This is a genomic window from Pseudarthrobacter sp. NamE2 (assembly GCF_005796205.1).
Lineage (GTDB): Bacteria > Actinomycetota > Actinomycetes > Actinomycetales > Micrococcaceae > Arthrobacter.
Genome location: NZ_VAHN01000012.1, coordinates 89,428 through 115,075, shown reverse-complemented (window position 1 = coordinate 115,075; position 25,648 = coordinate 89,428). Strand labels below are relative to the sequence as shown.

28 protein-coding genes are annotated in these 25,648 nt (G+C 63.7%); 16 read left to right on the top strand and 12 right to left on the bottom strand.

Annotation, left to right across the window (positions count from 1 at the left end; all coding sequences use genetic code 11):
• Positions 1–310 precede the first annotated feature (310 nt).
• The 7 genes from FDW83_RS14660 (at position 311) to FDW83_RS14630 (ending at position 6,805) form a co-directional block, all read left to right on the top strand.
• The gene (locus FDW83_RS14660) at positions 311–1,813 is read left to right on the top strand and encodes an APC family permease (protein WP_138138814.1); all 1,503 of its coding nucleotides are present in this window, start codon (positions 311–313) and stop codon (positions 1,811–1,813) included.
• A 31-nt stretch (positions 1,814–1,844) separates the two neighbouring features.
• Positions 1,845–2,450: a dimethylamine monooxygenase subunit DmmA family protein gene (locus FDW83_RS14655; protein WP_138138813.1), complete on the top strand. Its 606-nt coding sequence runs from the start codon at positions 1,845–1,847 to the stop codon at positions 2,448–2,450.
• The gene (locus tag FDW83_RS14650) at positions 2,447–3,418 is read left to right on the top strand and encodes a PDR/VanB family oxidoreductase (RefSeq protein ID WP_138138812.1); all 972 of its coding nucleotides are present in this window, start codon (positions 2,447–2,449) and stop codon (positions 3,416–3,418) included. The genes FDW83_RS14655 and FDW83_RS14650 overlap by 4 nt, the downstream gene beginning before the upstream one ends.
• Before the next feature lie 10 nt (positions 3,419–3,428).
• Complete coding sequence (locus FDW83_RS14645; RefSeq protein WP_138138811.1) at positions 3,429–4,523, top strand: DUF3445 domain-containing protein; 1,095 nt, start codon at positions 3,429–3,431, stop codon at positions 4,521–4,523.
• The gene (locus tag FDW83_RS14640; RefSeq protein ID WP_138138810.1) at positions 4,524–4,760 is read left to right on the top strand and encodes a hypothetical protein; all 237 of its coding nucleotides are present in this window, start codon (positions 4,524–4,526) and stop codon (positions 4,758–4,760) included.
• Positions 4,761–4,776: 16 nt separating this feature from the next.
• Entirely contained in the window at positions 4,777–6,153 is a 1,377-nt protein-coding gene (locus tag FDW83_RS14635; protein ID WP_138138809.1) for an NAD-dependent succinate-semialdehyde dehydrogenase, read from the top strand.
• A 220-nt stretch (positions 6,154–6,373) separates the two neighbouring features.
• Positions 6,374–6,805 carry an HPP family protein gene (locus tag FDW83_RS14630; RefSeq protein WP_240720997.1) on the top strand — a complete coding sequence of 144 codons (432 nt, stop codon included), beginning with the start codon at positions 6,374–6,376 and terminating at the stop codon, positions 6,803–6,805.
• Between the two features lie 16 nt (positions 6,806–6,821).
• On the opposite strand, the gene FDW83_RS14625 is transcribed toward FDW83_RS14630, so the two are convergent.
• Both FDW83_RS14625 and FDW83_RS14620 read right to left on the bottom strand, forming a co-directional pair.
• Positions 6,822–7,886: a glycerophosphodiester phosphodiesterase family protein gene (locus FDW83_RS14625; RefSeq protein WP_138138807.1), complete on the bottom strand. Its 1,065-nt coding sequence runs from the start codon at positions 7,884–7,886 to the stop codon at positions 6,822–6,824.
• Positions 7,887–8,030: 144 nt separating this feature from the next.
• Positions 8,031–8,879 carry an alpha/beta fold hydrolase gene (locus FDW83_RS14620; RefSeq protein WP_138138806.1) on the bottom strand — a complete coding sequence of 283 codons (849 nt, stop codon included), beginning with the start codon at positions 8,877–8,879 and terminating at the stop codon, positions 8,031–8,033.
• Positions 8,880–8,981: 102 nt separating this feature from the next.
• On the opposite strand from FDW83_RS14620, the gene FDW83_RS14615 reads away from it, so the two are divergent.
• Entirely contained in the window at positions 8,982–10,202 is a 1,221-nt protein-coding gene (locus FDW83_RS14615; RefSeq protein WP_138138805.1) for a hypothetical protein, read from the top strand.
• 158 nt (positions 10,203–10,360) lie between these two features.
• Positions 10,361–10,981: a hypothetical protein gene (locus FDW83_RS14610; RefSeq protein WP_171027574.1), complete on the top strand. Its 621-nt coding sequence runs from the start codon at positions 10,361–10,363 to the stop codon at positions 10,979–10,981.
• A 90-nt stretch (positions 10,982–11,071) separates the two neighbouring features.
• Here the strand turns inward: FDW83_RS14610 and FDW83_RS14605 are convergent, their stop codons facing one another.
• Positions 11,072–12,001 (bottom strand): NADP-dependent oxidoreductase, encoded by a 930-nt coding sequence (locus tag FDW83_RS14605; protein WP_138138803.1) that lies wholly within the window; start codon positions 11,999–12,001, stop codon positions 11,072–11,074.
• A gap of 177 nt (positions 12,002–12,178) precedes the next feature.
• Here FDW83_RS14605 and FDW83_RS19205 point away from each other — a divergent pair, with 177 nt between their 5' ends.
• From FDW83_RS19205 to FDW83_RS14595, 3 genes are all read left to right on the top strand, one after another.
• Complete coding sequence (locus tag FDW83_RS19205) at positions 12,179–12,322, top strand: hypothetical protein (protein ID WP_171027573.1); 144 nt, start codon at positions 12,179–12,181, stop codon at positions 12,320–12,322.
• A gap of 101 nt (positions 12,323–12,423) precedes the next feature.
• Positions 12,424–12,723, top strand: a complete 300-nt coding sequence (locus FDW83_RS14600; RefSeq protein ID WP_138138802.1) for a glycosyltransferase — start codon at positions 12,424–12,426, stop codon at positions 12,721–12,723.
• Positions 12,724–12,795: 72 nt separating this feature from the next.
• Positions 12,796–13,692 carry a glycosyltransferase gene (locus tag FDW83_RS14595; RefSeq protein WP_138138801.1) on the top strand — a complete coding sequence of 299 codons (897 nt, stop codon included), beginning with the start codon at positions 12,796–12,798 and terminating at the stop codon, positions 13,690–13,692.
• An 18-nt stretch (positions 13,693–13,710) separates the two neighbouring features.
• Here the strand turns inward: FDW83_RS14595 and FDW83_RS14590 are convergent, their stop codons facing one another.
• The 3 genes from FDW83_RS14590 to FDW83_RS14580 all read right to left on the bottom strand — a co-directional run bounded on the left by FDW83_RS14590 (position 13,711) and on the right by FDW83_RS14580 (position 15,769).
• Entirely contained in the window at positions 13,711–14,424 is a 714-nt protein-coding gene (locus tag FDW83_RS14590) for a hypothetical protein (RefSeq protein ID WP_138138800.1), read from the bottom strand.
• Positions 14,425–14,638: 214 nt separating this feature from the next.
• Positions 14,639–15,196 carry a hypothetical protein gene (locus FDW83_RS14585; protein ID WP_138138799.1) on the bottom strand — a complete coding sequence of 186 codons (558 nt, stop codon included), beginning with the start codon at positions 15,194–15,196 and terminating at the stop codon, positions 14,639–14,641.
• A gap of 6 nt (positions 15,197–15,202) precedes the next feature.
• Positions 15,203–15,769 (bottom strand): hypothetical protein, encoded by a 567-nt coding sequence (locus FDW83_RS14580; protein WP_138138798.1) that lies wholly within the window; start codon positions 15,767–15,769, stop codon positions 15,203–15,205.
• Between the two features lie 551 nt (positions 15,770–16,320).
• Between FDW83_RS14580 and FDW83_RS14575 the strand changes: the two genes are divergently transcribed.
• Both FDW83_RS14575 and FDW83_RS14570 read left to right on the top strand, forming a co-directional pair.
• Positions 16,321–16,932, top strand: a complete 612-nt coding sequence (locus FDW83_RS14575; RefSeq protein ID WP_138138797.1) for a hypothetical protein — start codon at positions 16,321–16,323, stop codon at positions 16,930–16,932.
• 132 nt (positions 16,933–17,064) lie between these two features.
• The gene (locus FDW83_RS14570) at positions 17,065–18,039 is read left to right on the top strand and encodes an IS481 family transposase (protein WP_138138796.1); all 975 of its coding nucleotides are present in this window, start codon (positions 17,065–17,067) and stop codon (positions 18,037–18,039) included.
• Between the two features lie 59 nt (positions 18,040–18,098).
• Here the strand turns inward: FDW83_RS14570 and FDW83_RS14565 are convergent, their stop codons facing one another.
• Both FDW83_RS14565 and FDW83_RS14560 read right to left on the bottom strand, forming a co-directional pair.
• Complete coding sequence (locus tag FDW83_RS14565) at positions 18,099–19,760, bottom strand: thiamine pyrophosphate-binding protein (protein ID WP_138138795.1); 1,662 nt, start codon at positions 19,758–19,760, stop codon at positions 18,099–18,101.
• Between the two features lie 119 nt (positions 19,761–19,879).
• Entirely contained in the window at positions 19,880–20,383 is a 504-nt protein-coding gene (locus FDW83_RS14560) for an Lrp/AsnC family transcriptional regulator (RefSeq protein WP_138138794.1), read from the bottom strand.
• A gap of 93 nt (positions 20,384–20,476) precedes the next feature.
• Between FDW83_RS14560 and hisC the strand changes: the two genes are divergently transcribed.
• The gene (gene hisC, locus FDW83_RS14555) at positions 20,477–21,577 is read left to right on the top strand and encodes a histidinol-phosphate transaminase (RefSeq protein ID WP_138138793.1); all 1,101 of its coding nucleotides are present in this window, start codon (positions 20,477–20,479) and stop codon (positions 21,575–21,577) included.
• Between the two features lie 54 nt (positions 21,578–21,631).
• Positions 21,632–23,044, top strand: coding sequence for an amino acid permease (locus FDW83_RS14550; RefSeq protein WP_138138792.1), 1,413 nt, complete (start codon positions 21,632–21,634; stop codon positions 23,042–23,044).
• A gap of 281 nt (positions 23,045–23,325) precedes the next feature.
• On the opposite strand, the gene FDW83_RS14545 is transcribed toward FDW83_RS14550, so the two are convergent.
• From FDW83_RS14545 to FDW83_RS19555, 4 genes are all read right to left on the bottom strand, one after another.
• Positions 23,326–23,859, bottom strand: a complete 534-nt coding sequence (locus tag FDW83_RS14545; protein ID WP_138138791.1) for a hypothetical protein — start codon at positions 23,857–23,859, stop codon at positions 23,326–23,328.
• 78 nt (positions 23,860–23,937) lie between these two features.
• Complete coding sequence (locus FDW83_RS14540) at positions 23,938–24,648, bottom strand: HNH endonuclease (RefSeq protein ID WP_171027572.1); 711 nt, start codon at positions 24,646–24,648, stop codon at positions 23,938–23,940.
• 541 nt (positions 24,649–25,189) lie between these two features.
• On the bottom strand, positions 25,190–25,387 hold the full coding sequence (locus FDW83_RS19560) for a transposase (protein WP_240720998.1): 198 nt from the start codon (positions 25,385–25,387) through the stop codon (positions 25,190–25,192).
• Positions 25,388–25,432: 45 nt separating this feature from the next.
• Positions 25,433–25,639: a hypothetical protein gene (locus FDW83_RS19555; protein WP_240720996.1), complete on the bottom strand. Its 207-nt coding sequence runs from the start codon at positions 25,637–25,639 to the stop codon at positions 25,433–25,435.
• Positions 25,640–25,648: the final 9 nt, after the last annotated feature.

Below are 25,648 nucleotides of genomic sequence, written 5' to 3'. Positions count from 1 at the left end.
GCCGGCAGAAACTCCAGCCCCGGCAGGGCGGCGACCCTGCCCGGCCCAGTCAGTGCTGCGATGCCCATCCCACTCTCCAATGCGTCCCCTCCCGCCTGCCAGCCATCTGGCCCGCTCAAAGTGTACTTCAGGCAGGACAGAAAAAGCTGCAAACCGTATCTTTTGCTGCCCCTACGATCTTCCGACCCCCTACAAAACGCGCGAATAAAAGGGTCAGGACCTGCTCTTGCGCGATCAAAGATATGAAACTATGGTTTTTACTCACGTGGTCCCGCTCACAGGAAGTGGTGTGACCTATTAGGAGGATCCAATGCGTGTAGAAGCACCTGAACCGGCTGCGGAGGTTGACGTCGACGACGACGCCCGGCATCTCGCCAGCCTTGGCTACTCGTACGAGAGGCAATTCAAGCGGGAGATGACCTTTTGGGGGAATGTCTCGCTGGGGTTCACCTACCTCTCACCGGTAGTAGCCGTCTATTCTTTGTTTGCGGCGTCGCTGGGTGTGGCCGGGCCGCCAATGTTCTGGTCGCTTGTCATCGTGGGCGTCGGGCAGCTCCTGGTCGCTACGGTGTTTGGTGAGGTTGTCGCGGCATACCCGGTAGCGGGCGGCGTCTACCCCTGGTCACGCAGGCTGTGGGGCCGCAAGTGGGGCTGGATGAACGGCTGGGTTTACCTGGCCGCGCTCCTGACCACCATTGCCAGCGTCGCGTACGGCGCGGGCCCGTTCCTGAGCACCCTGGTCGGCATGGAAAGCAGCGTGGACACCACCATCGTGTGTGGCCTCGTGGTTATAGCTCTTGCTACCGCCCTGAACCTTGGCGGCACTAAAGTACTGAACGCCGTAGCCATGATCGGTCTCCTGGCAGAACTCGGTGGCGCCCTGGTCGTGGGAATCTGGTTGCTTGCCACCGCCAGGCACCATGACCTCAGCGTCCTGTTCAATGCGTTCGGCGCAGGGGAAGTCAGCAACTACTTCTTCGCCTTCGCTGCAGCCGGTTTGATCGGCATCTTCCAGTACTACGGCTTCGAAGCCTGCGGCGACGTTGCCGAGGAGGTCCCGAGCCCCGGCCGCACTATCCCCAAGGCCATGAGGATGACCATCTACATCGGCGGTTTCGCAGCAATGTTCGTCTGCCTGTCCCTCATCCTGGCCGTTCCCGACTTCGCTGCCGTGATTTCCGGAACCGAGACGGACCCTGTTGGCAACATCCTCCTTTCGGCGTTCGGCCCGATCGGGTTCAAAGCCGTTCTCGCCGTCGTGCTGATCTCTTTCCTCTCCTGCGTGCTGAGCCTGCAGGCCGCAACCTCCCGCCTTGCATATTCAATGGCCCGTGACGGAATCCTTCCGGCCAGCAAGCTCCTCAGCACCTTCAGTGAATCCCGGCACGTACCCCCTTACGCGCTGCTCCTGGCCGGGCTGGTGCCCGCACTCATCGTCATCGGATCGAAGGTCTCCAGCGATGCGCTGACAGTGATCATCTCCTTCGCTGCCATGGGCATGTACATGGGCTTCCAGATGGTCGTCCTCGCCTCGCTTCGTGCCCGGCTGCTTGGCTGGAAGCCCAACGGAGCCTTCCAGCTCGGCAAATGGGGCGTGCCGGTGAACATCGCAGCACTGGCCTGGGGCGTGCTCGGCATGGTCAACATGGCCTGGCCGCGAACCCCGGAAGACGGCTGGTTCGCGAACCACGTCGTCCTGATCTCCGCTGTGACTGTCGTTGTGGCCGGACTGGTCTACATGGCGTGGAAGAAGCCGCACCTCAAGGGTGATGCTCCCGCTGCCGACGCCGTGCCGGCGCTTGCAACCCGCTGAACACTTTGACCGAAAAAGGTAACAGAAACCCATGTTGATCACCGGCATCAAGAGCCGCCCCGTCTACGACGAGCTGACACCGATGGCGAGCGGCCTCAACCACCTGGCGGCCGCCCAAGGCAGCGGCGGAAAACCGCTGGTACGCCTGCTCCAGGCCATGACCCCTGACCAGCTCGCAGCGACCGACGTCCTGTACTCAACGGAGTCATTCACCGGGCAGAACTACCTTGCCGAACTTCAGCAATTCAAGGTCCGCAACCTGGCCGTGTTCACAACCAACGCCGATGCCGTGCGTGGACTCGACGCCTCACTTGCCGACGCGAAGATGGGCACCCGACTCTACCTGTCCGGTTCCGAAGGCTTCATCGGCACCTCAATGCAGGTAGCCACCTCCTACGGAATGAACCGGGACGAGGTGCTGCGCGAGCAAGCAGGGTCATCTGCCAGACGCGTGTGGTGCGCCCACTGCGGGCACTATTCCGAAAATGTCACCCACAGAGTGTTCACGTGCCCCGGCTGTGAACTCAACCTGATCGTTCGGGATCACTACTCCGGAAGGCTCGCCGCGTTCCAGGGAGTAAAAGCAGACGGCGAAGTCCCCGGCGAAATGCCGGACAACGAGGAGTTGGACACATGAGCGAATCCCAGCACGGAGCCCTCAAGCTCCGGGTCAAAAGCATCGAAGCAGTCACGCCGGAAATCAACCGGTACACCTTCTGCCCGGCCGACGACTCCTGGCTTCCTCCATTTTCCGGCGGCAGCCACCTCACCGTCCTGATCCCGTCCGAGGAGGGCACCAAACGCAACGCATACTCGCTGATGAGTTCGCCCTACGACACCAGCCAGTACCAGATCGCCGTCCGCAGGGTCGACGACGGCAAGGGCGGGTCCTTGGCCATGCACAACAACGTTCGCGAGGGCGATGTCCTCCTCGCGGGCATCCCGGCGAATCTCTTCCCGGTCTCGAAACACGCACGGCACCACGTCTTCATCGCAGGCGGAGTGGGCATCACTCCGGTCTTTGCCCAAGTCGAAGAACTCAGCCTCAAAGGAAGCCCCTTCGAACTGCACCTTGCCGTCCGCGGCCCCGATCACGCCGCCCTTGGCTGTGAACTCAAGGAGCGCTTCGGCGACCAGGTCACCCTCTACGGCCATGACGGGCAGTCCCGGCTGAACACCATGGAAATCCTGGCGGGACGTCCCCTCGGTACCCACGCTTACATCTGCGGGCCGACACGCATGATCGACGACGTCGTCACATCGGCTCACTCCCTTGGCTGGTCCGATGCAAACATCCACTTCGAAAGGTTCGAGGACCTGGGATCCACCGGCGATCCCTTCTCCGTCACGCTGGCACGCTCCGGCGCAGTCATCGAAGTGTCTCCGGAGCAGTCCCTGCTCGAAGCCGTGGAAGAAGCTGGCCACAAGCTGCCCTACCTCTGCCGCGGAGGGGCCTGCGGGGAATGCGAGACCGAGGTCCTGGAACTCGACGGAACCATCGACCACCGCGACGACTGGTTGTCCGAATCGGACCGCGCAACCTGCAAGCTCATCATGCCCTGTGTCTCACGGGCCACCTGCACCAAACTCGTCATCAACGCCTGAGGAAAATCACGTGACAACTGCACCCGAAACCACCGCATTCAAGACCAACGAAACCTACACCCCAGAAGGGGACTACCAGTTCCGCAACTCGGCCGAAGGCGTCCGGCGGCTGCCGTTCCCGTTCCCGGACGACGACTACATGTACTCGATGAACCTGGAACCGCACGTTCCGGCCGGGGATGGCGCTCTCAGGGCGGCCTTCGACATCGACGAACACTACGTGTCCGAGTGCGCCCACCGCGACCAGATGCTCAGGGATATGCCGGGCGTCCATTACCTGGCCCTGCCGCACATGATGGAAGCGCAGTGGGACCTGCTTGAGCTCATTTTCGAGTCATACGCCAGGGACTTCCCGGAACAGTTCACGCTCACGAAAAACGGCAATGAGTGGCGCTGGCAGAACCGGCTCCTTGGAATCGACGATTCCTTCACCTTCGGCGACCCCGCGACTCTGCCCATGGACCCCATGGAATACGCCACCCGGCAGGCCCAGGGCGAGTTCGTAGTCCTGGAGGAGAAGGACAACACGCTCGTCATCGGCGCCGGGATGACAACCCAGCGGGCCGACTACTCGCTGAAGTTCAACCTGGGCATGAGCTTCTTTGAATTCCACGGACCGGTACCCAAGCTGCATGACATGGGCATCCTGGACAGGGCGCTGAAGTTCCTGCTCCGCATGAAGCCCGGCCACCCGGTCCGGCGCGTCAACTGGTCCCTTACGGTCAACCCGCGGCTTGAGACTTCAGTGGAAACGCTCCCTGAATGGGCTCCTGACCGGGCCACCGTGGACAGCGAAAACGCCGGTGAAAAAGTGTACCTGCGCATCGAACTGCAACCGCTCCACCGCCTGCCCCGCTCCAACGCCATAGTTTTCCCCGTGCGCACCTACCTGGTCAGCCTCGCTGAACTGGTCCAGCACGCTCCCAACTGGGCCAAGCGCATCCACCGCGCCCTCGCTTCCTTGGACCACGAGCTCGTTGATTACAAGGGTTTCCACCGCTACCACGCCGCGGCGGTCGAGTGGCTTTCCCAGTACGACGACGGCGCCCCGCTGGCCACCGGCTACCCCTGGGCCCCTGACGGAATACAGCCCAACGGCCAGTAGATGAACGTCAAGCCCGCAACGCGTTCTGACTGGGCCCGGGTGGAGCTCGGCACCCAGGTCTCGCTCTCCGGCAACGGCCAACTGCTGCACCAGGGGACGGTCGTGGCCAAGACCACGAGCGGCTCGGCGCTGTGGATAGTTTCCGCTAACCGGGAGCGCCGAATGTACCGCAACGGCAGCGGCCACCACCTCACGGTGGAGGAAGCGCCACAAAAGGGCAGCCGAGTGCCGCTGTAAGACAAGAAGGAGCAACATGTCACGCTACCGAACCCAAAACCCTGCCACCGGTGAAGTCGTCAGGACCTTCGAGGCAGCCTCCGTGGAAGACATCCAGCAGGCCTTGGCCAGTGCTGAGACCACATACCGTCAGTGGTCCGACCGCAGTATCCAGGACCGGGCAGCTGTTGTCCGCAGGGTTGCTGAGCTGTTCACCGAGCGCAAGGAAGAGCTGGCCAGGATCATTGCCGGGGAGATGGGCAAGCCCCTGTCCGAGGGCATCGAGGAAGTCGAGTTCGCCGCGGCCATCATCGACTACTACGGCGTCCACGGCCCCAGCCTCGCCGTGGACCAGGAAATCCCCAGCACGATTCCGGGAAAGGCAATCATTGAGAACCGCCCCGTAGGAGTTCTACTGGGGGTCATGCCGTGGAACTTCCCCTATTACCAGGTTGCCCGATTCGCCGGCCCCAACCTGGTCCTCGGCAACACCATCCTCCTCAAGCACGCGGACATCTGCGCCGCCTCGGCCTTAGCAATCGAGCAGATCATGCTCGACGCGGGCGTTCCTGCCGGTGGTTACACGAACGTCTTCGCCTCGCACGAGCAGGTTGCGGCGATCATCGCCGATCCCCGCGTCCAGGGTGTCTCGGTCACCGGGTCTGAACACGCCGGCTCGATCATCGGCGAGCAGGCAGGCCGGCACCTGAAGAAGGCCGTACTCGAGCTCGGGGGCACCGACCCGATGATCGTGCTCGACTCCGACAACCTCGCCGCCGTTGCCGCCGACGCCTGGGGCTTCCGCACGTACAACGCCGGCCAGGCCTGCAACGCCAACAAACGGATGATCGTGATGGACAACATCTACGACGAGTTCGTCGCGCAGTTGAAAAAGCATGCTGAAGGCCTCGTACCGGGTGATCCGCTGAACATGCCGGATAACGGCTACGGTCCGCTCTCAAGCCGTGCCGCTGCCGAGCAGGTCAACGCCCAGGTGCAAAAGGCGGTCGCCGAGGGCGCGACCCTGGAAGCTGGCGGCGTGCTGTCGGAAGGGGAGGGCGCGTACTTCTCGCCTGCCGTCCTCACAGGAATTAGCCCGGAGTCGGCGTCGTTCAACGAAGAGATTTTCGGCCCGGTTGCCATCGTCTACAAGGTCTCCAGCGACGAGGAAGCCCTGGAACTCGCGAATGCTTCCAGCTTCGGCCTCGGCGGCTCGGTCTTTTCCACCGACACGGCACGGGCCGCAAGAATCGCCTCCCGCCTTGACGTTGGCATGGCCCACGTTAACATCATCGCCGCGGAATCGGCGGAACTGCCCTTCGGCGGTGTGAAGCGGTCAGGCTACGGGCGGGAGATGGGTCCGCTGGGCATGGGCGAATTCGTTAACAAGCGGTTGTACTTCGTCGCGGAGTAACCATGCCCAACGGCCCGTGGCCCATATTCCGCCGGCCCTTCACCACCACTGACTGGAGGACCCGCCAGGTTCCAACTGGCGGGTCCTCCAGTGCCCCAAGCCATGTCAGGGAATTACCATGTCCGTCACCACTGATGTCCCATCAAAGGCTGGTTCAGCTCCTGCTGTTCCGCTGTGGTCCTCCCGGGCCCCCAGCAGGCCTGCGGCAACAAGGCTCTTGATGATCAGCCTTGCCAGCATCATCGCCCTGGGCAGCCTTGCACTCCTCGGGGAGGTGTCGGGACACCTCCTCCTCATCCCGCCGATGGCTGCGTCGATGGCACTCGTGTCCTCAGCACCCCTGTCTCCGTTGTCCCAGCCCAGGAGCGTCATCGGGGGTCACTCGATTGCCGCCGTCGTGGGTGTTTGCGCCGGGCTCGTGAGCCACTCGGTCTGGGCCGCTGTCATCGCCGGTGGCCTCACCATCGGGATCACATTGTGGATGCGGATGCCGCATTCACCGGCTGCTGCCACGGCGGTGATCGGTACCCTGGCCACAACGGAACAAGTGGCCTTCGTCGTGTGCTCCGTCATCGCTGCCTGCGTGCTGGTGGCCTTTGAAATCCTCAGAAGCAGGCTCAGCAGGGGCAGCTACCCGGTCTATTGGATTTGAACCGGAGGCGGGGAGGTTACCCCTTCACCTCATAAGCCTTTGGCAGCTTCAGCCCGCGTTCCTCCACGAGGGTGCGCAGGCGGGTGGGGTAGTCGGTGATGATGCCGTCCACGCCGAGGTCCATAAGGCGTTCCATGTCGGCGGTGGTGTTCACGGTCCAGGGAATGACGGGCAGGCCCAGCTCGTGCGCTTCGGCGATCATCTCCGGGGTGACGGAGCGGAACGTGGGGGAGATGACGTCGTACCCCTGGGCGGCTGCCGCCTTGGGGAGGGAGCCGTCGTAGTCGTCGATGTCGATGCCACCCAGGTTGCGGCTGGCACCGGGCTGGCCGACGCCCATCCACGCGTCGCCGCTGGAGAGCGCGACGAGCGGCAGCTCCGGGGCGAGTTCCTTGGTGAGGTTCAGCGAGGACCAGTCGAAGGACTGCAGGGTGGTGCGGGCGGCCATGCCGGAGGCCTGGATCTCGGTGACGACGGCGCGGGTGAGCGATTCCATGCCGGCGCCGCCGACCTGGCTGGACTCGACCTTGGTTTCGACGTTGAAGCGGACCTTGGCGGCGCCGGCGTCGCGGACCAGCTGGTAGACGTCCTTAAGCTCGGCGATCCGGTTGCCCTCGATGACGTCCTGCTCCGGGTAGCCGGGCAGTTGCACGTAGCCGCAGTTGAGGGTTTTGATCTGGGCCAGGGACAGCTCGGCCACGCGGTCGCCCACGTAGGGGAACTCGGGGTCGCCGGCGGTGGCGGGCGCGGTGTCGATGCACTTGGCGGCCTGGATGGTGTCGTCGTGCCAGACGATGACCTTGCCGTCCTCGGTCAGGTGGGTGTCCAGTTCGAGGGTGGTCACGCCCAGCGCCAGCGAGTTCTTGAAGGCGGCGAGGGACTCTTCGGTCCATTCGCCGCGGCCGCCGCGGTGGCTCTGCAGGTCGAAGGAGCCGTTGCGCTCGTTCACCTTCAGCCCCGAGGTGGCGGCGCCGGCAGCGTTCGACGGCGTGCCGGCTTCGGTCTCCGAGCTTGCGACGGCGGGGCTCGCCATGGCGGCGATAAGGGCGGCGGCTGCCGCTGCGGTCAGGACTGTGCGCATGGGTGGTTTCCTCCAGCAAGAAACGGGGCGGCCTCTGGGCCGGTGACCCGTCAACGCTAGGGAGGGCAGGTTGCGGTTGTGGTGCCGGGAGTTGGAGCGGAGGTGAATTGCGGGTGGTGCGGAATGTATCCGCGGCCTTGCTGTTTAGAACTCTTTGTTGTGTTCTTTCCGCAGTAGCTTCGCGAAGGCCGAGGCGTGGGTCGTCGGCCACCAGTGCCCGGCCCTTACTTTCGTCACCGAGAGCCTGGGAACCCAGTCATTCAGACCGTCGGTCAGGCTTGGGGAGACGAATGGGTCCCTGACCGGGACGATCACGTGGACGGGAATCGACACCCGACCCGGAGGCCGCCGCTTGGCTCGGAAATTTGCCCGGTAGAGGGCAAGTCCGCGGACGGGATTGTTGCCTACGGCGCGCCCGGTGGCACGCTCGTAGGAGCGGGTGAGGAAAAAGCGCCAGAGCACCTCGGGCAGCAGGGGAATCTGGAACACGGCCACATAGGAGCTGCGCAGGAGTTGTCCCAACAGCTGGGACCAGCCCCGCGGGTGCCGCAGCCTTTCGCGTATCCACCGGGAAAAGTGCTGCAGGTCCGGCCCGGACACGCTCGTGAAGCGGCTGATCCTTCCGGCGGCACGTGGGTCCTGGACTGCTGCCCAGCCCTGGATGGACCCCCAGTCGTGGCCCACGAGGTGAACGGGTGAGGCGGTCGTGGCCGCCAGAACCGCATACAGGTCATCCACCAGGGCCTGCAGCACAAAGCTCCCCAGCTTGTCCGTGACACACGATGATCCGGCGTTGCGGGTGTCATAAGCGATGATGTGGAATGTTTCCGCCAGTTCGCGGATGAGCGGAAGGTATAAGCGGTGGTCGTCCGGGTAGCCATGGACCAGAAGCAGGACAGGAATATCGGCTGCCGGGTCCAACCCGTACTCAAAGACCGCCAGGTCCGCCCCGTTGGAACGGATTGTCCGCTGCCTTTCGTTCCAACTGCCCATCGGCAAAGACTATAGCTCTATGCGGCAACACATGGCTCCGCCGGTAGGCCGGTAGGATCGGAGGATTGCCGAGGGGGTCGGCAGGATTCTGGGGGAATATTAATGACATCCAAGCCACCACGCCGGCGTGCCTCGCCACTTCCAGCCGTTCAGCGGGTGCTGCTCGCCGGCGTCGCGCTCTCACTGGCCACCGCCGTCGTGGCCGTCCCAGCGTCCGCCGCGGACGCAAAGGTCATCCACGTGGCCGGTCAGCCGCTGGGCGTTGCGACGGGGCCGGACGGCACGCTGTATGTCAGCGACTATGGCTGGGACGGCGCCGTCAGCGTGTACCGGCCGGGAGAGACCATGCCGTCACGCACCATCAAGACCGGGGGCTTCCCAACCTCGCTGGCCGTGACGCCGGACGGGACGTTGTACGTGGCGCAGAGCGATGGCGCGCAGTCCGAAATTGGTGTGGTGGCGCCAGGCGCGGGTGAAGTGTCCCTGGTGATGAAGGTGTCTGCCGGCACGCACTGGCTGACGGTGGGGCCGCAGGGCTCGCTCTACGTGGTCGATCCGGCCGAGGACTCGGTGTCAGTGGTGAAGCCGGGCGACGCATGGGTGCACCGGACCATCCAGGCCGGGCCCTATCCCATAGAGGTAGTCCTGGCCAAGGACGGGACAGCCTACGCCACCAACCAGCTTGCCGGCACTGTCACCGTGATTCCGCCCGGTGCACCATCACCGTCGCACAGCATCGAGGTAGGGGCGAAGGCCCATCCGCACGGGATTGCGGCAGCTCCCGACGGGACCGTCTATGTGGCCAACATCCTGACGAACGACGTCGCTGTCATCGAGCCCGGCGGGACGACAGTGGCACGGCGGATTCCAGTGGGCGAGGCTCCGCAGGAGGTGCTGGCCGCTGCCGACGGGACGGTGTACGTGACCAACAGCCTGGACGATACAGTCTCGGTGATTCCGGCCGGAGCGGCGGCTGCCGCGGAAACCATGGCCACGGGTGACGATCCCGGCAGGATGGTGGAGCGGGGCGACGGTTCCGTGGTGGTGGTGAACAGGGGCGGCAAGTCTTTGACGGTGCTCGATAGCGGATCGGCCGGGGCTGTTGCGGCGCGCGCCACCGTTGGGGAAGAGCCTGCAGCAGCCGACGGCGGCGGGTCAAACGGCGAGGCCGTCGCCCAGGGTTCCTTCGACCTGGCAATTCCGGCCGTCGCCGCCGGCTCGGGTGTTGTGCTCCTGACTGGCGCCGTTTTCCTTGTTGCGGTGCTGCGCCGGCGCAGGAAGGTCGCCGGTGCGGACAGCCCTGAGGCCTGGACTTTCGAGTAGGGTCCGCCCACAGCGGCGGCGTCCGCCGTCGGCTGTTAGCGTGCGGCTATCAAAGCGATGGGTGGAACGACAAGGGGAGCATTGTGCGGGGAAGATCTCAGCCGAATGAATCGGCCCAGCCGCGCTGGGCCAGAATTGCGATGGTCGCCTATGTGTTGGTGACATCTGCTGTTGTTGTCACGTCGCTTTTGGCCGGAACCGTCGGAATGGGCTGGGATGCGAGGTTCAAGGAGGGCGTGACGCTCGCCATGGTGGTTCTGACGCTGCCAGTTTCGGCTGCGTATTTCGTCATCGGGACTTTTGACTCCGGGGGAGGACCGATGCCGACGGCGGTCCTCTACTATTCCGGGTACCTCCTCCTTGCGGTGGTCAACGCGGGTTTCTTCCGGTGGGTTGTCCGCAGTGCACGGAAGCGTGCACCGGGCTCGACCCCCATCCCGGACGCCTCGGCCCGGCATCCGGGGGTGAGGCTACGTGGGGTGACGCCGGACGCCAGGAAGCTCTGGTGGACCGTGCCGCTGGCAGTGCTGCTGAGTCTTCCGCAATGGATGGTGGCGAGTTTTGCGTGGTGCGGGATCAGCGGTTGCAGCGGCGGAGGTTTCGGGGTGGCCACCGGAACCGAATGGATCGCCGTCATCCTGAGCGTTGTCAACGGCGTGATTATGGCAGTGGCCGTGTTCGCAGTGCGCTGGCTGTATCCCATTCGGCAGCGTGCCCTCATTGCCCTGGCGGCCGGGACTTTCTTCGGTTTAGTGGGCGCTGCGGTCACCCACGGATAGCGGAGTTCCATGTCCCTGGAGTGTGGACCCCCTCTACACGGCTAAGGCTCCGTTGCGGGGAACGGAGCCTTAGTCAGCCAGCTGCCTGGATCAGGAATCCTGGTCTACGGCAACCACGATCTTGCCGCGGGTATGCCCTTCCATGTTGGACCGGAAAGCGTCAGCGGCTTTTTCCAGCGGAAAGACCTCGGCAACTTCCACGCGCATGTTCCGGTTGTCCACCAGGTCGGCCAGTTCCTGCAGATCGGCTCCCACCGGCTTGACCCACATCCAGTCGCCACCATGCTCTTCCACTGCACTGTCGGCGATCGAGGCATGCCGGCCTCCTCCGGCCAGCACGGCCAGCGTCGCCGCGAGGTTTCCGCCTACGAAGTCGGCAACGACCTCCACGCCGTCAGGACGCAGGGCGCGGACACGCTCAGCGAGCCCGTCCCCGTAGGCGACCGGCTCCGCTCCCAGGGAGCGGAGGAACTCGTGGTTCTTCTCGGAGGCAGTGGCAATGACATTGGCACCAAGGGCCACACCGATCTGGATGCCCAAGGAGCCCACGCCTCCGGCACCTCCGTGGATCAGGACAGTTTCGCCGGACTTCAGGCCCAGTCGGTTGAGCACCTGGTAGGCGGTCAGGCCGGCCAGCGGCAGGCCCGCCGATTCGTTCCACCCGAGCGAGGCAGGCTTGCGGGCCAGGAGCCGCTCCGGCAGCGCGATGTACTCGGCAAAGCTTCCGCCGTGGACGTAGTCCTTGCGGCCGTAGGCGATGACCTCGTCGCCCGGCTGGAACTGCCGGACGTCAATCCCCACCGAGTCCACAACCCCTGCCACATCCCAGCCGGGGATGGCGGGAAACTGCAGATCCATGACGGCATCCAGGTACCCAGCCATGATTTTCCAGTCCACCGGGTTCACCGCGGCTGCCTTGACTTTGATCAGGACCATTCCCGGCCCAACCTTCGGCATTGGCTGGTCGCCGAATTCGAGGACATCGGGGTTTCCGTATGAGCTGTAAGTGATTGCCTTCATGCCTTTCACAATGGCACAGGCATGCTGCGCTATTCCGAATCCCGGGGCAAAGTGGTGTATCGCACGGCCGGGCTAGCCGCGGGAGCGTACGACGGCGGCGCCCGCCTCCGTTCCTGAACAGGCCAGAAGCCCGTGTCACGAAAGCGGGTCAGGCTGTGGCGCCCTTAAGGTCGGTTCATGGGCACTAAGCGGAACGGCGAGCTGGAAGGGCAGAGCTCCATCAACGAGTTGCTCGACGAGCCCATCGGCGACAAGCCGATCCAGCTGCCGCTGCCGTTCCATCTCCAGCTCCGCCCCGGAGAATTCCGCCGGGCATCCTGAATTGACGGTGTAACATCCCAAATGGAGTGCCGGGAAGCCTGGTCGGCGGCGATGCCGCCCTGCCTTAGGGCGGCATCGGAGCCCGTCTGGAGGAGACTGCCATGCATGTCTTGATCATGTCTTTCGGAACCCGCGGCGATGTTCAGCCTTACGCCGCCCTCGCCGGCGAGCTTGCCCGTGCAGGCCATGATGTCACCCTCGCTGTTCCTGAAGGGTTTGCGGAGCTGGTGCCGCACGCCGGTCCCGGAACCATCACCCACCAACCGGCCGGCTCCACGATGTTGCGCCTGGTCCAGGAGGTCATGCCCGAGCTGAGCGGTCCCAGGGATGCATTGCGAACACTGAGGATTATGACCTCCGCGATGCGTGAGTTGAACGCGGAATGCTGGGCCGCCGCCTAGGCGGCGCAACCCGACGTCGTCGTATACCATCCCAAGTGTCTTGCCGGGCCGCATATCGCCGAAGCGCTGGGGGTGCCCGGCGTCCTTTCCCTCCCGTTGCCGTTCTTTACCCCGACGCGCGCGCACGCCATGCCGTTCTTCGGCGGCGCCTCTTTCGGGGCGCTGGGCAACCGGGCGTCCTACGGGCTGCGCCGGATGAGTGGGGCCATGTACGGCGGCATGATCAACGACTTCCGACGCGGGATCGGCCTGGGGCGCATCCGCCGCCTCACCGATCCGCTCCGGAATCCGGACGGCAGCCCCGTCCACGTCCTGTACCCGTACAGCAGGCACGTTGTTCCTGTCCCCGACGACTACCCTCCGTCGGCCCACGTCACCGGCTACTGGTTCCTGGATCACAGCGACGACGGCTGGGATCCGCCCGCGCAGCTGGTGGACTTCCTCGCAGCGGGCGAGCCTCCGGTCTATATCGGGTTCGGCTCCATGGGCTTCGGCAAGGGAGCGGACGAGCGCCGGGAGATTATCCTGGCCGCGCTGCGTGCTCATGGCCTACGCGGAATTGTGGCGACCGGGTGGGGCGGCATCGCTCCGGGCGAGTCAGGGACCGACGACGTCCTGGTCCTGGAGGGCGCACCCCACGAATGGCTCTTCCCGCGGGTCGCGGCAGTCGTTCATCACGGAGGTGCGGGCTCGACGGCGGCGGGCATCCGGGCGGGCCGGCCGACGCTGGTGGTGCCGTTCCTCGCGGACCAGCCGTTCTGGGGCGCGCGGGTCCATGCACTCGGCGTCGGACCTGCCCCGCTACCGGCCAGGCGATTCCACACAGGCTTTACCGACCGTCTCGGCGACCTGGTCCACACCGGCTCTTACGCCTCCCGTGCCAATGAGTTGGGTGCCGCCGTCCGGGCCGAAAACGGTCTCGCAGCCGGCGTGCTCGCCCTGGAGCAAATCACGCGTGACGGCAGGTAGCGCCGGTAGACGCCGGTGTTAGAGGTCGTGCGGACAAATTTCCGTGTTCGCGAACTCAGGCCTTCCCTGTCCGAATGAGGAGTCGTCCTCGCTTCCTGCCCAGATGACACCGCCTCCTGGGCAGGGCATCACAGCGAAGGCCCGGCCATTGAGGTGTGCCCGCAGTTGGCGCCCGTCATCCTCGACCACTTCCCAGCCCGCCGCTGCTAGCGCTCCGCGATAGTGCTCCAACACATCGGCGTCTCCTGAGAGCTTGAACCCGCGGGTACAGCCGCCGACACCGCCAATGCCGCCACCACTGAAATGGCCGATATGGCTGATCGAATCGAACACCTGCTGGGCCTCACGATCCGCGCTGGCCATGGGCTCCTGGGTGCCCTCGATCACGCACTGCGGACTTGAGACGTATTGCGTCTCAAGCCGCTGCCCTAGTGCGGAGGGGGTTACAGCGAACATCCCGGCCAGCATGAGGACAGGGATGGCCACGGCCGTCAGCCGCATCCACCGTCGCGTGGAGAGCATGAAGGCGCTTATGGTAACCACCGCCACCAGACTGAGTCCCAGTCCTGAGGGGCCGGCCGTGAGCCCCCAGGTGAGTCCCTCGAACGCGGTGCCGGTGACATCGCCGTAGATCCGCATGAATTCGTAGTGGACCAGCACGGCCAGCAGAGCCAGGCCTGCCCCTATGAAGAGCAGCACCGTGGCGGAGACGGCTCGGCCGGTCACGGGCATGGCTCATAGTAATCCTGCTGGATCGCACCTCAACAGATGCCGATGTCCATGAGTACGACGGCGGGACCGGCCGCTATCCGCCGACGTCAATATTGGGGTAGTTGTCCCTGACCCACCTGGCCATCCGACTGCTTCGTGGGCAGACGAGTCCATGTGGCCGAACCGAAACGCTGCAGGGCCGACCCTGCATCTTGGTATGCGAGTCTGAAGGCCGTCAGTCGGTGGCCACGGTCGCCATAAGTAGCCGATCGAAACTGGCGGTTCCATAGTCGGGTGCGCTAGCGCTAACTACGACTTGTGTTGTCCAGACTCTGTCACTGACCCTTGCTATGGCGGCCAGGTGTTCTTGCCGTGGCGCGTCGCTGACAACGCTAAGAGACAGTCCCGAGACACCATTGACGGTTATCGGCATACCGTAGCCGGATTGCCGCAAGGCCACTAGGTCGGTCACGGATAATATGGCCTCCCTGTTGCCAGTAAGTTCGACAAGGGTGTCATTCACATCCGCCAGAAGGGCGTTCACAAAATGCTGTTGGGGGGAGAGGCTTCCCCTGGTCCTATTTATAGCGACAATTACGGCTATAACAGCGAAGACCAAGAGCGCGAGCCAGAAACCGGCGAGGTTCGCGAATATGGCGAAGACAACGAAGCCGATGCACAAGCCCTTTCCGTCCATCGCTGCGAAGACATTCACAGGTCTTGGATTGCTGAGGCCATCCCACTGCCCTGATGTGAAGGTCCGGATAACCACGCTGTCCGATGATGGTTGCATAGCGAGTCACTTTTCCTTCAGTTCCAGCAGCGCTTCGGCCAACTTGATGGCTCTCTTAGCATCGTTAAGATCTTCCCGGAGGCTTGGGTCTGTTGAGGAGGGGGCCGCAAGCTGAACTGTTCCGGACAAGTCGGCTACGACCTTATTGAGGTACTCATGATCGCGTGACTGCATACGCGATGTATGGAGTTTGATCTTGCTTCTGTCCAACTCGACAAGAGACTTATCGATCTCATCAAAGTTGGCCGCTACTGCGAACTGTTTCTCTCGGATTCGCTGCGTGCGAAGCTTGAACGTCGATTCCATCTGATTGGCGACCTCATACAACTCCCGCAAAGAGTCTGCCTTTTTGAGAGGTAAGACTTGCTGGCTGAGCAACTCCTCCAACGCGGTCCGTCTTTCTTCCCAGAGCTTTAGTCCAAGCTCGTTCTGTTTGAACAGCACGCCCGCGATTTGGAGAGTCATACCGAGCGAATCTTGACGGGCATGAAGGTTCTTCGAAGCGGTGTTCAATTGCTCGATGAAATGCGCATAGTTGTCCGTCAACTCTCGCTCTTGCTTTTTCCATTTCACGACGGGTAGTTGTCCTTTCCGTGAAGCATGAGTCCGCGGTGTAGTTCGAATAACTGGGAAACTGATATCGACAGGATAGATGCCCTTCAGCAATGCAAAGACAGGAGTCAATCAAGATCGGGACAAGATTCCTTCTACTCGCTTTGTCGGCTAGGGACGGCTGATTGGGACTTCACATCGGGAAGTTGCGGGCTCCGTATTCGACGTTCCCGGGCTATGCCACGCGGTCCCTAGGTTGTCGCGAGTGATTAGTGAGTCGCCGTTTCATCCCATCACCGATGGCGCCCGTGCGGCGCGATTTATCAGCCCGTCCAGCCTGGTTAATGTACTTACGGGGTTAAGGATCAAGATTGGCGCAAGAACTTCATAGTATTGGCCGAGGAATGTCATCTCACGCCAATGCGGGGTTCACAGGAGACGCTTTGGAATGGTTTTATTTTGTTCCGGGGGGACGAAACAGTTATCTGTTTGGCGCAGGCTCTATCTGAGTGATATCGCAGGCAGACAAGCCACCCAGAGAAAATTAGCCGACCAGTTAGACAGGATCTGCAGTGACAGATAACACGATGCTGCAAGACGCGCAGCGCCATGGAAAAGCACAAGCGGCAGCCGAGAAGGCTTACCGAAAGGCATCCCGCCCATGGTTTAAAAAGAAGCGTTTCATAATCCCGCTTGTATTTGTTCTGATAATGATCATTTCGTCCATCGCCAACGGTGGCAAGGACGAAAATGCAACGAGTTCCACTCCTGCCGCGGAGGCGCCGGCAGTTGCACCCGCTGCGGCAGCAGCACCGGCGGCACCCGAGGCCCCCGCGCCGGCGGCCGCTCCTGCTCAAGCGGCTCCTGAGGTGATGCAAGTCGAAGCTGGTCAGCTGTTGGCGGATTTCGAGGGCAATGAGGCCGCTGCCGATGCGAAGTACAAGGGAAAGGTTCTGCAGGTTACCGGCTTCGTCGATAAGGTCGACACAGAATTCCTGGATAAGGATCAGTACGTCGTGCAGGTCGACAACGGGGACAAGTACAGCTTCATCCACGTCAACTGCAATGATGTGGACGCAGCACGGGCAGCCGCCATTGTGCCGGAAAGCGCAATCACCGTGCGGGGCACGTTCCAGGATGGCGGCGACCTCGGCGTCGAGCTGAAGGCCTGCGAAGTCCTCTAATCAGACTCATTCAGTCTCGCGGTCCAGGCCTGCGCCTAGATGTACTAAGTCAGGACATTGGTTACATCGTGAATAGGTGAAGACCTCTTAGGTTGGTGGTTACCACACACAGCCAACGACTAAGAGGTCTTCATGTCCCACCGTAATGCCCGCCTGACCCCAAGGGGTAGGCGGATCATCGTCGAGCGCGTCCTCTCAGGCCGCCCAGTTGCCCATGTCGCCAAGGAAATGGGCGTCTCGCGGGCTTGCGCACATCGCTGGCTTGGCCGATATCGGGCCGAAGGCTGGGACGGTCTTGAGGACCGCAGCTCCCGGCCGAAGTCGTGCCCACATGCCACACCGGCGAACGTGGTTGCCGATGTTCTGAGTCAGCGTGTCAATCACCGTGAAGGACCGGCCGATCTGGCACGGCGTTGCGGTACCAGCGCCCGGACCGTCTCCCGCATTCTGGCTCGGGCGGGCATGCCGAAACTGTGGGACCTTGACCCGGTGACCGGTGCAAGGATCCGGGCCTCCCGGGCCACGGACCGCCGCTATGAACGCGACGCCCCGGGCGACATGCTCCACGTTGATGTCAAGAAACTCGGGCGTATCCCCGAAGGCGGAGGCTGGCGGGCCGACCCAGACCAGAGCCCTGCCAACCACCGCTCCTCGGGCAAGAACCTGGGCTTCGACTACGTCCACGTGGCTGTCGATGACCACACCCGTCTTGCCTACGCTGAGGTCCTGCCCGACGAGAAAGGCCCGACCTGCGCCGGGTTCCTCACGAGGGCATCGGCGGCCATGGCAGCCAACGGAGCCCCGGTGCGCCGGGTGATGACCGACAACGCCTTCGCCTACCGGCGCTCCCGCGACTTCCAGGACGCATTGGCTGCACTCGGCGCCAAACACATCCTGATCAAACCCCGCCACCCCTGGCAGAACGGCAAAGCAGAGCGCTTCAACCGAACCCTCCAGGAAGGCTGGGCCTACCGGCAGCCCTTCACCTCAAACCAGGCACGCACCGATGCCCTGCAGCCATGGCTAGACTTCTACAACAACCACCGGCCACACAGCAGCCTCGGAGGCAAACCACCCATCAGCAGGAGTAACCAACCTACTGGCTGAGTACACCTAGATATCTAACTAGGCACAGGCCTGGACTTTTTTATGGCCGTCGACCGGGGTCACCCCGCTACCGCCGCCTTCGCCGCAGCCTGGGAGGCCTTCATCCACTCGCTCAGCCATGGCGCCCGGACGGAGGATGTGATCCGGCAGTCGGCCACGAAGGTTCCCTTCGCGCCGGCATCGATCCAGTCCTGAAGCGCGGATAGGTCAGACAGGGAGCGGATGATCGCCGACTCCGCACCTAAAGCGCGGGCGATGCCGCTGAAGTCCACCTCGGGGATCAGCATCGGCTTCTCGGTCAGGCCCTGGGAGCCGTACTGGTGAATCTCGGCTCCGTAGGCGGCGTCGTTGTAGATCACCACAATGGCGCTGCGGGCCGCGGCAATCAGCGACTCGAGGTCGGACAGGCCCATCAGGAAACCGCCGTCGCCGGAGGCCAATACCAGGGTGCGGTCGTCCTCCACGGCACGGGCTGCCCCGACGGCGCTGGCCAGGCCCAGCCCGATCGTCTGGTAGGCGGTGCCCACCATCACCAGGTCCTGCGGCCGGGGGATGTTCCAGTACATGGGCGCCCAGCCGATGAAGTGCCCGCCGTCCTGGACCACCGTGCGGCGCTCCGGCAGCACGGCATCCAGCGCCATGGCAAGGGCACGCGGGTCCAGCCGGCCGTCCACAGTTTCCGCCGAACCGGCATCATGGCCGGGTCCCAGAGCCAGTCGCCGGGAAACCTCCGCGCGCCAGCCCTTCGCCACACCCTCACCGTTCAGCAAAGACGAAAGCCGCGAAGGAGCAACCTTCGCGTCCGCGCGAACAAACACGTCCACCCGTGGATGCGTCGGCTGCAGCGCGGTGTCGATCTGAATAAGGATACTGTCCGGGCCGAGCAGGTGCCCGAACCGCATGGTGAACGGGCTCAGGCTTGCCCCGGCCACCAGGACCACGTCGGCCTCGCCCATGAGCCCGGCCGCGGTGTCGGTGCCGAAACCGCCCGCGACGCCCAGGTACCCCTCGCCATTGAGGAGGTTGAGCGCGAGGGCGGTTCCGGCGGTCAGTGCGCCGAGCCGGTCGGCGAGTTCGCGGAGCTCCGGCCCGGCGCCGGCGAGGTGCGCACCTCGGCCGGTCAGGATCAATGGCCGCCTGGCCACGGCGAGCAGGTCAGCGACCTGTCCAAGGCCGCCGTCGACGTCGTCCGCCACCTTGGATGCCGTCGGCTCCGGAAGCTCCTCGTCCGCAGCCTCGAACGCCGCGAGGTCGTAGGGGATGGCAAGCACGACGGCGGTGCGCCGGGTGAGTGCGTACTCCACAGCCTGCCGGGTGACGGCGCCCGCGGCATCACGGGTGACGGTGAAGGTGGCCGCGCCGAGGCCGGTGGCGATGGCCGCCTGATCCACGTCCCACGGCCGGGCGCCGCTGCTCGGCGCGTCCCCGGTGACCAGCACGACCGGGATCTGGGCCTGGACCGCCTCGGCGAGGGCGGTGAGCGCGTTGGTGTAGCCGGGGCCGTAGGTGGTGGTGCCTACGGCGAGCCGTCCCGAGGCCCGGTAGTAGGCGTCGGCCGCGGCGATAGCGGCGCCTTCATGCCGGACCGGGGTGAAGCGCAGGCCCTGCTTCTCTGCGGCGTCCAGGAAGTAGGCGTTGCCGTTGCCCATGACGCCGAAGACGTCGCTGACGTAGCTGCTGAGAACCTGGGCCACGCGGCCGGAGACGGTAAGTGAAGTCATGCAGGAATCCTGTGGCGCAGCTCTCTCACAAGCAAGAGACGAGATTGCAGCTGGGATTTTTGGCAGCAGAAGTGAACAGGGGTGACAAAACGCCCACTTATGGCGCGCGTCACCCGTGCTTAGTCCGCGTCGCGGGCTTCCTGCTCGGACAGCCGGCTGATGAGGCCGTCGTACCGCGGCGGCATGAGTTCCATGACCGAGATGGCGGTGCTGGTCCGCTGGATCCCGTCAATCTCCAGGATCTGGTTGGTGATGCGGTAGAGGTCGGCGGTGCCGCGGGCCACCACCTTGGCCATGAGGTCCGCGTCGCCGGTGGTGGCGTGCACCTCGATGACTTCCGGGATCGCTGCGAGGCCGCTTTCCACGGAGCCGAACCGCGTCTGGCTGATTTCCAGGGAGAGGAAGGCCATGAGCTCGTAGCCGAGCGCGGCGGGGTCCAGCCTGCGGCTGAAGGAGCGGAGCGCGCCGCTGCGCTCCAGCCGGGCCAGCCGGGCGTGGACGGTGTTGCGGGCGACGCCGAGTGTCCGGGAGAGTGCCAGGGCGCTGGCTTCGGGGTCCTTGTCGAGGGCAAGGATGATCCTGCCGTCGAGGGAATCGAGGGTGCGAGAGTTCGCGATGGTCATATTTTCACCACAGGTATTAGAAGTTGAGCAGAAGTCCCAGGCACCAGAGCGTACCTTGCAATGTGGCACGGGTCACTTCCATGATCGGAAGTCATGAGCCCTGATCAACTCCTGGCCCCTCCGGCAACAGCGCTGCCCACCCTTCGTACCGCCGTCACCGGACTTCCCGCGTACGTCCCGGGCCGGCGCAGCGCAGGCGCGGACATCGCCGCCCTCGCCAGCAACGAAAGCCACTACGACCCGCTGCCCGCAGCCACCGCCGCGGTGGCCGAGGCGGCGGGCAGGATGAACCGCTACCCGGACATGGCCGTCGTCGAACTCCGCGAACGGCTCGCCCGGCACCTGGGCGTGACCGCCGCGGAGGTGGCCGTGGGGCCCGGCAGCGTGGGCGTCCTGCAGCAGATCATCACCGGACTGTGCGACGCCGGGGACGAGGTGGTCTTCGCGTGGCGCTCCTTCGAGGCCTACCCCATCCTGGTGGAGCTGGCAGGCGCCCGGCCGGTCCGCGTCCCGCTGGATGACGCCGAGGGCCACGACCTCGACGCCATGGCCGCCGCCGTCACCGACCGCACCAAGGTCATCCTGCTCTGCACGCCCAACAACCCCACCGGCGTGCCGATCAGCCACCACCGCCTCGAGGCCTTCCTGCAGTCCGTCCGCCCCGACGTCCTGGTGGTGATCGACGAGGCCTACGTGGAATACGCCGACGCGGGCACCGGCCCCGATTCCCTGGCGCTCTACCGCCGGTATCCGAACGTCTGCATCCTGCGTACCTTCTCCAAGGCCCACGGGCTCGCCGGCCTGCGCGTCGGCTGCGCAATTACGACGGCGGCAATCGCCGAAGGTCTGCGCCGCACCGCCCTGCCGTTCGCCGTGAGCGCGCTGGCCCAGAAGGCGGCGATCGCGTCACTGGACGCGGGGGAGGAGATGGCAGCACGGGTCTCCGCGGTGAAGGAGGAGCGCGCCCGGATGGCCGCGGAACTGGACGCCCTGGGCTGGAAGCTGCAGCGGAGCCAGGGCAACTTCCTCTGGATCCGCGCCGATGACCAGTTGCTGGCGCGGCTGGTGGACGCGTTCGACGCCGCGGGCATTATGGTCCGCGCGTACCAGGGCGACGGCGTGCGCATCACCGTGGCCGACCCCGCCTCCAACAACCGCGTGCTCCGGCTCCTCGCAGCCCACACGGCCGCCTGACAACTTTCTGACCTGTTACCCCAAACCGTTCCACCTACAACCAGAGGACTCCCCATGGAACAACAGACAACGACGTCTGCCCGCGCCCTCGGCGCGGCCCTGAAACCCCGCCAGCTCACCATGATGGGGCTGGGCAGCGCCATCGGCGCTGGCCTGTTCATCGGCTCCGGCGCGGGCATCCAGGCCGCCGGCCCGGCGGTGCTGATCTCCTACCTCGTGGCCGGCACCCTCATCATCCTGGTGATGTGGGCGCTCGGCGAGATGGCTGCCGCCAACCCGGACAGTGGCGCCTTCTCCGTCTACACCGCCAAGGCCTACGGGCCGGTGGCCGGCGCCACGGTGGGCTGGCTCTGGTGGATCCAGCTGGTGGTGGTCATAGCGGCCGAAGCACTCGGTGCGGCGGGTCTGCTGGCCACGATTTTCCCGGCACTGCCCGTGTGGCTGATGGCCTTGGTGTTCATCGTGGTGCTCACCGCCGTGAACCTGACCAGCGTGAAGAACTTCGGCGAGTTCGAGTTCTGGTTCGCCCTGCTGAAGGTGGTGGCGATTGTCGGGTTCCTGCTGGTGGGCTTTGCCCTGCTGTTTGGCTTGATTCCGGGAGTGCAGTCGCCGGGCCTGTCCAACTTCATGGGGGAGGGCTTCGCGGTCAACGGCTTCGGCGGGATTGCGACGGCGCTGTTTGTGGTGGCGTTCGCGTTCGGCGGCACCGAGATCGTCTCCGTGGCGGCAGCTGAGACAGCTGAGCCGGCCCGGAGTGTGAAGAAGGCAGTCCGGACCGTGCTGTGGCGCATCCTGGTGTTCTACATAGGCGCCATTTTCGTAATCGCCGCGGTGGTTCCCGTGGGTTCGGCCGGGCTGAAGAGCCCGTTCGCCGCCGTGCTGGGCGCCGTCGGCATGCCCGGTGCGGCCACCGCCATCACCCTGGTCGCCGTCGCCGCCCTGCTCTCCGCCCTCAACGCTAACCTCTACGGTGCTTCCCGGATGGCCTTCTCCCTTGCAGAGCGGGGTGAGGCACCTCGTTGGCTCGCTTCGGTGTCCAAGGCCCGGGTTCCCGTGGTCGCGGTCCTGGCCAGCGTTGCCTTCGGTGTTGTCACGGTGGTGCTGGAGTTGGCTTTCCCTGAGATGGTCCTGGGCGTCCTGCTGAATATCGTAGGGTCGACGTGCCTGCTGGTGTGGACGTCCGCACTTCTGGCTCAGCTGGCACTGCGCCTCCGGGCCGACCGGGAGGGGACGGAGCTTCCCCTGCGAATGCCTGGGTTCCCGTGGCTTACAGTTGTTGGTCTGCTTATCCTGGCAGCGATCTTCACGGTGGGCTTCATCGGCGAGGACTCCCGTCCCCAACTGCTGAGCACCTTCGGACTCGTGGCGCTCCTGGCGGTGGCGAACTGGGTGAACCACCGGAAAAGGAGAATTACGGCGGTTGTCGAATCTTCGGAGGGTGACAAGGAGCCCATGCTTATCGACTGACTCAGCCACTTCTAACCACTTCATGGGTTGAGGGCACACGAAGGGCGCGTCCGGCTTTGGCCGGGCGCGCCATTTGTAACCTGTGACAGCGATGGCCGCGCTGGCTGTCCTAAATTCGGGCCTGCCACGGAGGTGCACTATTGCCCACCGAAGCTCCGCCCGGTCCGGGGGGCGAGAGGCTGTCCGGGTTCCTCCTGGACTAGAAACGGTGTGACGGCAGAACCGTTTCGGTCCACGCATAGGGAAAGCCCTTAAGCAGCAGGCCGATCTGCGCTTGAAGCTCAAGCTTCCAGGGAACTTTCGGCGTCCCCCGAGGAACTGTCGGGCTTATCTCCGCTTTCAGCCATGAATTTGCCGCCGACAAAAGCTAAAGCTAGGGCGGCTACAGCACCACCGACTATTGCCATCTTATTCAGAGCATCTGCCAAGAACTGCTTATCCTCAGTGTTCTTTTGGGAGGCCATCCTTGCAAGTTCCATGAGTCGGTCGAAAATCTTCTCTCTGTCCTCCGGGCTCAACCCGTCCTTGTCGAGTTCACCCCTTAGGATTTCTCTAGTGTCCTGAAGTGCCTGATAGACGTGGTCCGTACTCTGCTTGTTAGCCGCGAGTGTTTTTTCGTGTGCTTTCCCTATCGCGTCCAAAATTTCTAGGGCGAACTTTGTGAATGCGGGGAATTGCTGAATGATCTTTAGGGCCACTTCCCTGTCCATGTCAGGCATCATGGCTGCGAACTTGATTACGTTGCTTTTGGAGAGATTCCTCCATGACTCGATTCCGAGCTTGCGCTTAATCTGATCTTCGTTCGTATACTTCATGGCGTGTTCCATCCTCGTTCTGCCTGGGTTCCCAAATCTTATAGCCGCCCCATGCAGGCAGTGGTGCACGTTCTGCAGCTATGGCGTTTGCACCAACAACGACTTGAGGTCCTTCGGTGTCAGCCACGGATCGCCGTGGTGGATCATGCGGTGGCAGTTGGCGCAGAGCAGGACGAGATCGGAAAGGCGCGTGGTCGTGGGGCCGGAAGCGTGTAGCGGCAGTACGTGGTGAACTTCGATGTAGTCCAGGCCTCGCTGGCCGTATGTTTCTCCAAAGTCGAACGAGCAGACTTCGCAGGCGACAGGTAGGCCTGCTTTCTTTACGCTTTCGACTTTTCGGTTCCGCAAGCCGCGATTCCGCTCCCGCTTCAGGTGTCGGGCCAGCAGTAGGCGCCCCTCCGATGCCTCTATTTCGGCATAAGGATCGTCCTGGTTGGGGAGCGTAGTTTCGCCTCGAAGTATCTCCGCTCGGATCGCAGCGGCCACGGTCTGCATCTTGGCCGGCGCAGAGAGGAAGTCGTTCAGCACGATCGCGTCGAGCTTGTTGCCCTTGGTCTTTTGGCCGGTGTAGTCCGGATGCTGGGTTGCGATGTCCCATGTCTTGCGGGCCACGCCGGCCGGGTTGCGAAACTTGTCATCCCGAAGTTCCACCGGATGTAGGGGGCTTTCATTTAGCAGTGAGGACAGATCCACTACGCGGCGGTCCTTCTCATCTAAGCCGTTCCAGTTGTTTGTCCTGATCAGGTCGCATGCAAGGATTATTTCGTCCCGCGTCCAATTGATGCTCATCTCGCCCCATTTCGGCATTGCTACTTACAGCGGGGCACCAGCCCCAATGAGCCCCTACTGTACTCAGAACCTTGGTTCATTTGGACGTCAATACTATTGTCAGAGCCCTGTAGAAGGGATCGATTCCCAGGGGAGGATTACTACTAAGTGAGTAGCCCCTTCCCCAAAAAACCCGCAGCCCACCGTCGGGACTTTCGAACTGACCCGCGAAGGTAAGAGCAAGAGATCGGGTGACCGAATACAAGCACATCAGGGCAGCGACTTATTCGGAAAGTGCCTCGGGGCCCTGACCGCCCTTGGGTAGCGGGCGTTGATCGACTCGACCACGTCGTGCAGATGACCGTCGCATCTCCACTTCGTACTCCAGGAAGGGCACGAACTCGGCCCACTAGGATTCCCAGATCAGCACGACGTCCGGATATCGCTGGCCCCATTCAGGGGTGAACTCGGCAAATAGGACCTTCGCCGTCTGCTCCGGGGGGGGGGCGTGCAGACGGGCTTGAGCGCCTTGACGATAGCGTCGCGGTGCTTGGCGCCCGGCCTAGCGGAAGCTGTTGCGAATGAGGTTCAGGATGCACTGCTGCATGAGCGTCCACCACCACCTGGTGGTGATCGTCTCGGGCAGGCCCTTGAGCCCGTCGCAGACGGCGATCAACACATCCTCCACGTCCCGGTTCTTCAGCTCGGAGAAGACCTGAAGCCAGAACCATGCGCCGTCGCCAGTGTCGTCGGCCCAGATGCCCAGAGTCTCCCGCTCCCCACCAGCGGTGAATCCTATGGCGACTTAGAACGGGGTGTTATGGCCCTGCCCCTCACGGACCTTGACCACGACCGGGTCAACGAAGAGCACCGGAAAGATCGGATTTAGGGGCCGGGCGACCATTCGGCAATTCCCCGGCGACGTTCTCCGGCCCTGTTCCTTGGCCTGGGCGAGCACCCGCTCCGCAAGTTCCTTCTGATCGATGATCTCTCCCGCCGCAGGATCGATCATCACTCCTGT

Excerpts from the sequence above, each read along its gene's own strand:
- FDW83_RS14660 (WP_138138814.1), top strand. The coding sequence starts at position 311 with ATGCGTGTAGAAGCACCTGAACCGGCTGCGGAGGTTGACGTCGACGAC.
- FDW83_RS14655 (WP_138138813.1), top strand. The coding sequence starts at position 1,845 with ATGTTGATCACCGGCATCAAGAGCCGCCCCGTCTACGACGAGCTGACA.
- FDW83_RS14650 (WP_138138812.1), top strand. The coding sequence starts at position 2,447 with ATGAGCGAATCCCAGCACGGAGCCCTCAAGCTCCGGGTCAAAAGCATC.
- FDW83_RS14640 (WP_138138810.1), top strand. The coding sequence starts at position 4,524 with ATGAACGTCAAGCCCGCAACGCGTTCTGACTGGGCCCGGGTGGAGCTC.
- FDW83_RS14635 (WP_138138809.1), top strand. The coding sequence starts at position 4,777 with ATGTCACGCTACCGAACCCAAAACCCTGCCACCGGTGAAGTCGTCAGG.
- FDW83_RS14630 (WP_240720997.1), top strand. The coding sequence starts at position 6,374 with ATGATCAGCCTTGCCAGCATCATCGCCCTGGGCAGCCTTGCACTCCTC.
- FDW83_RS14625 (WP_138138807.1), bottom strand. The coding sequence starts at position 7,886 with ATGCGCACAGTCCTGACCGCAGCGGCAGCCGCCGCCCTTATCGCCGCC.
- FDW83_RS14620 (WP_138138806.1), bottom strand. The coding sequence starts at position 8,879 with ATGGGCAGTTGGAACGAAAGGCAGCGGACAATCCGTTCCAACGGGGCG.
- FDW83_RS14615 (WP_138138805.1), top strand. The coding sequence starts at position 8,982 with ATGACATCCAAGCCACCACGCCGGCGTGCCTCGCCACTTCCAGCCGTT.
- FDW83_RS14605 (WP_138138803.1), bottom strand. The coding sequence starts at position 12,001 with ATGAAGGCAATCACTTACAGCTCATACGGAAACCCCGATGTCCTCGAA.
- FDW83_RS19205 (WP_171027573.1), top strand. The coding sequence starts at position 12,179 with ATGGGCACTAAGCGGAACGGCGAGCTGGAAGGGCAGAGCTCCATCAAC.
- FDW83_RS14600 (WP_138138802.1), top strand. The coding sequence starts at position 12,424 with ATGCATGTCTTGATCATGTCTTTCGGAACCCGCGGCGATGTTCAGCCT.
- FDW83_RS14590 (WP_138138800.1), bottom strand. The coding sequence starts at position 14,424 with ATGCCCGTGACCGGCCGAGCCGTCTCCGCCACGGTGCTGCTCTTCATA.
- FDW83_RS14585 (WP_138138799.1), bottom strand. The coding sequence starts at position 15,196 with ATGCAACCATCATCGGACAGCGTGGTTATCCGGACCTTCACATCAGGG.
- FDW83_RS14570 (WP_138138796.1), top strand. The coding sequence starts at position 17,065 with ATGTCCCACCGTAATGCCCGCCTGACCCCAAGGGGTAGGCGGATCATC.
- FDW83_RS14565 (WP_138138795.1), bottom strand. The coding sequence starts at position 19,760 with ATGACTTCACTTACCGTCTCCGGCCGCGTGGCCCAGGTTCTCAGCAGC.
- FDW83_RS14560 (WP_138138794.1), bottom strand. The coding sequence starts at position 20,383 with ATGACCATCGCGAACTCTCGCACCCTCGATTCCCTCGACGGCAGGATC.
- hisC (WP_138138793.1), top strand. The coding sequence starts at position 20,477 with ATGAGCCCTGATCAACTCCTGGCCCCTCCGGCAACAGCGCTGCCCACC.
- FDW83_RS14550 (WP_138138792.1), top strand. The coding sequence starts at position 21,632 with ATGGAACAACAGACAACGACGTCTGCCCGCGCCCTCGGCGCGGCCCTG.
- FDW83_RS14545 (WP_138138791.1), bottom strand. The coding sequence starts at position 23,859 with ATGAAGTATACGAACGAAGATCAGATTAAGCGCAAGCTCGGAATCGAG.
- FDW83_RS14540 (WP_171027572.1), bottom strand. The coding sequence starts at position 24,648 with ATGAGCATCAATTGGACGCGGGACGAAATAATCCTTGCATGCGACCTG.
- FDW83_RS19555 (WP_240720996.1), bottom strand. The coding sequence starts at position 25,639 with ATGATCGATCCTGCGGCGGGAGAGATCATCGATCAGAAGGAACTTGCG.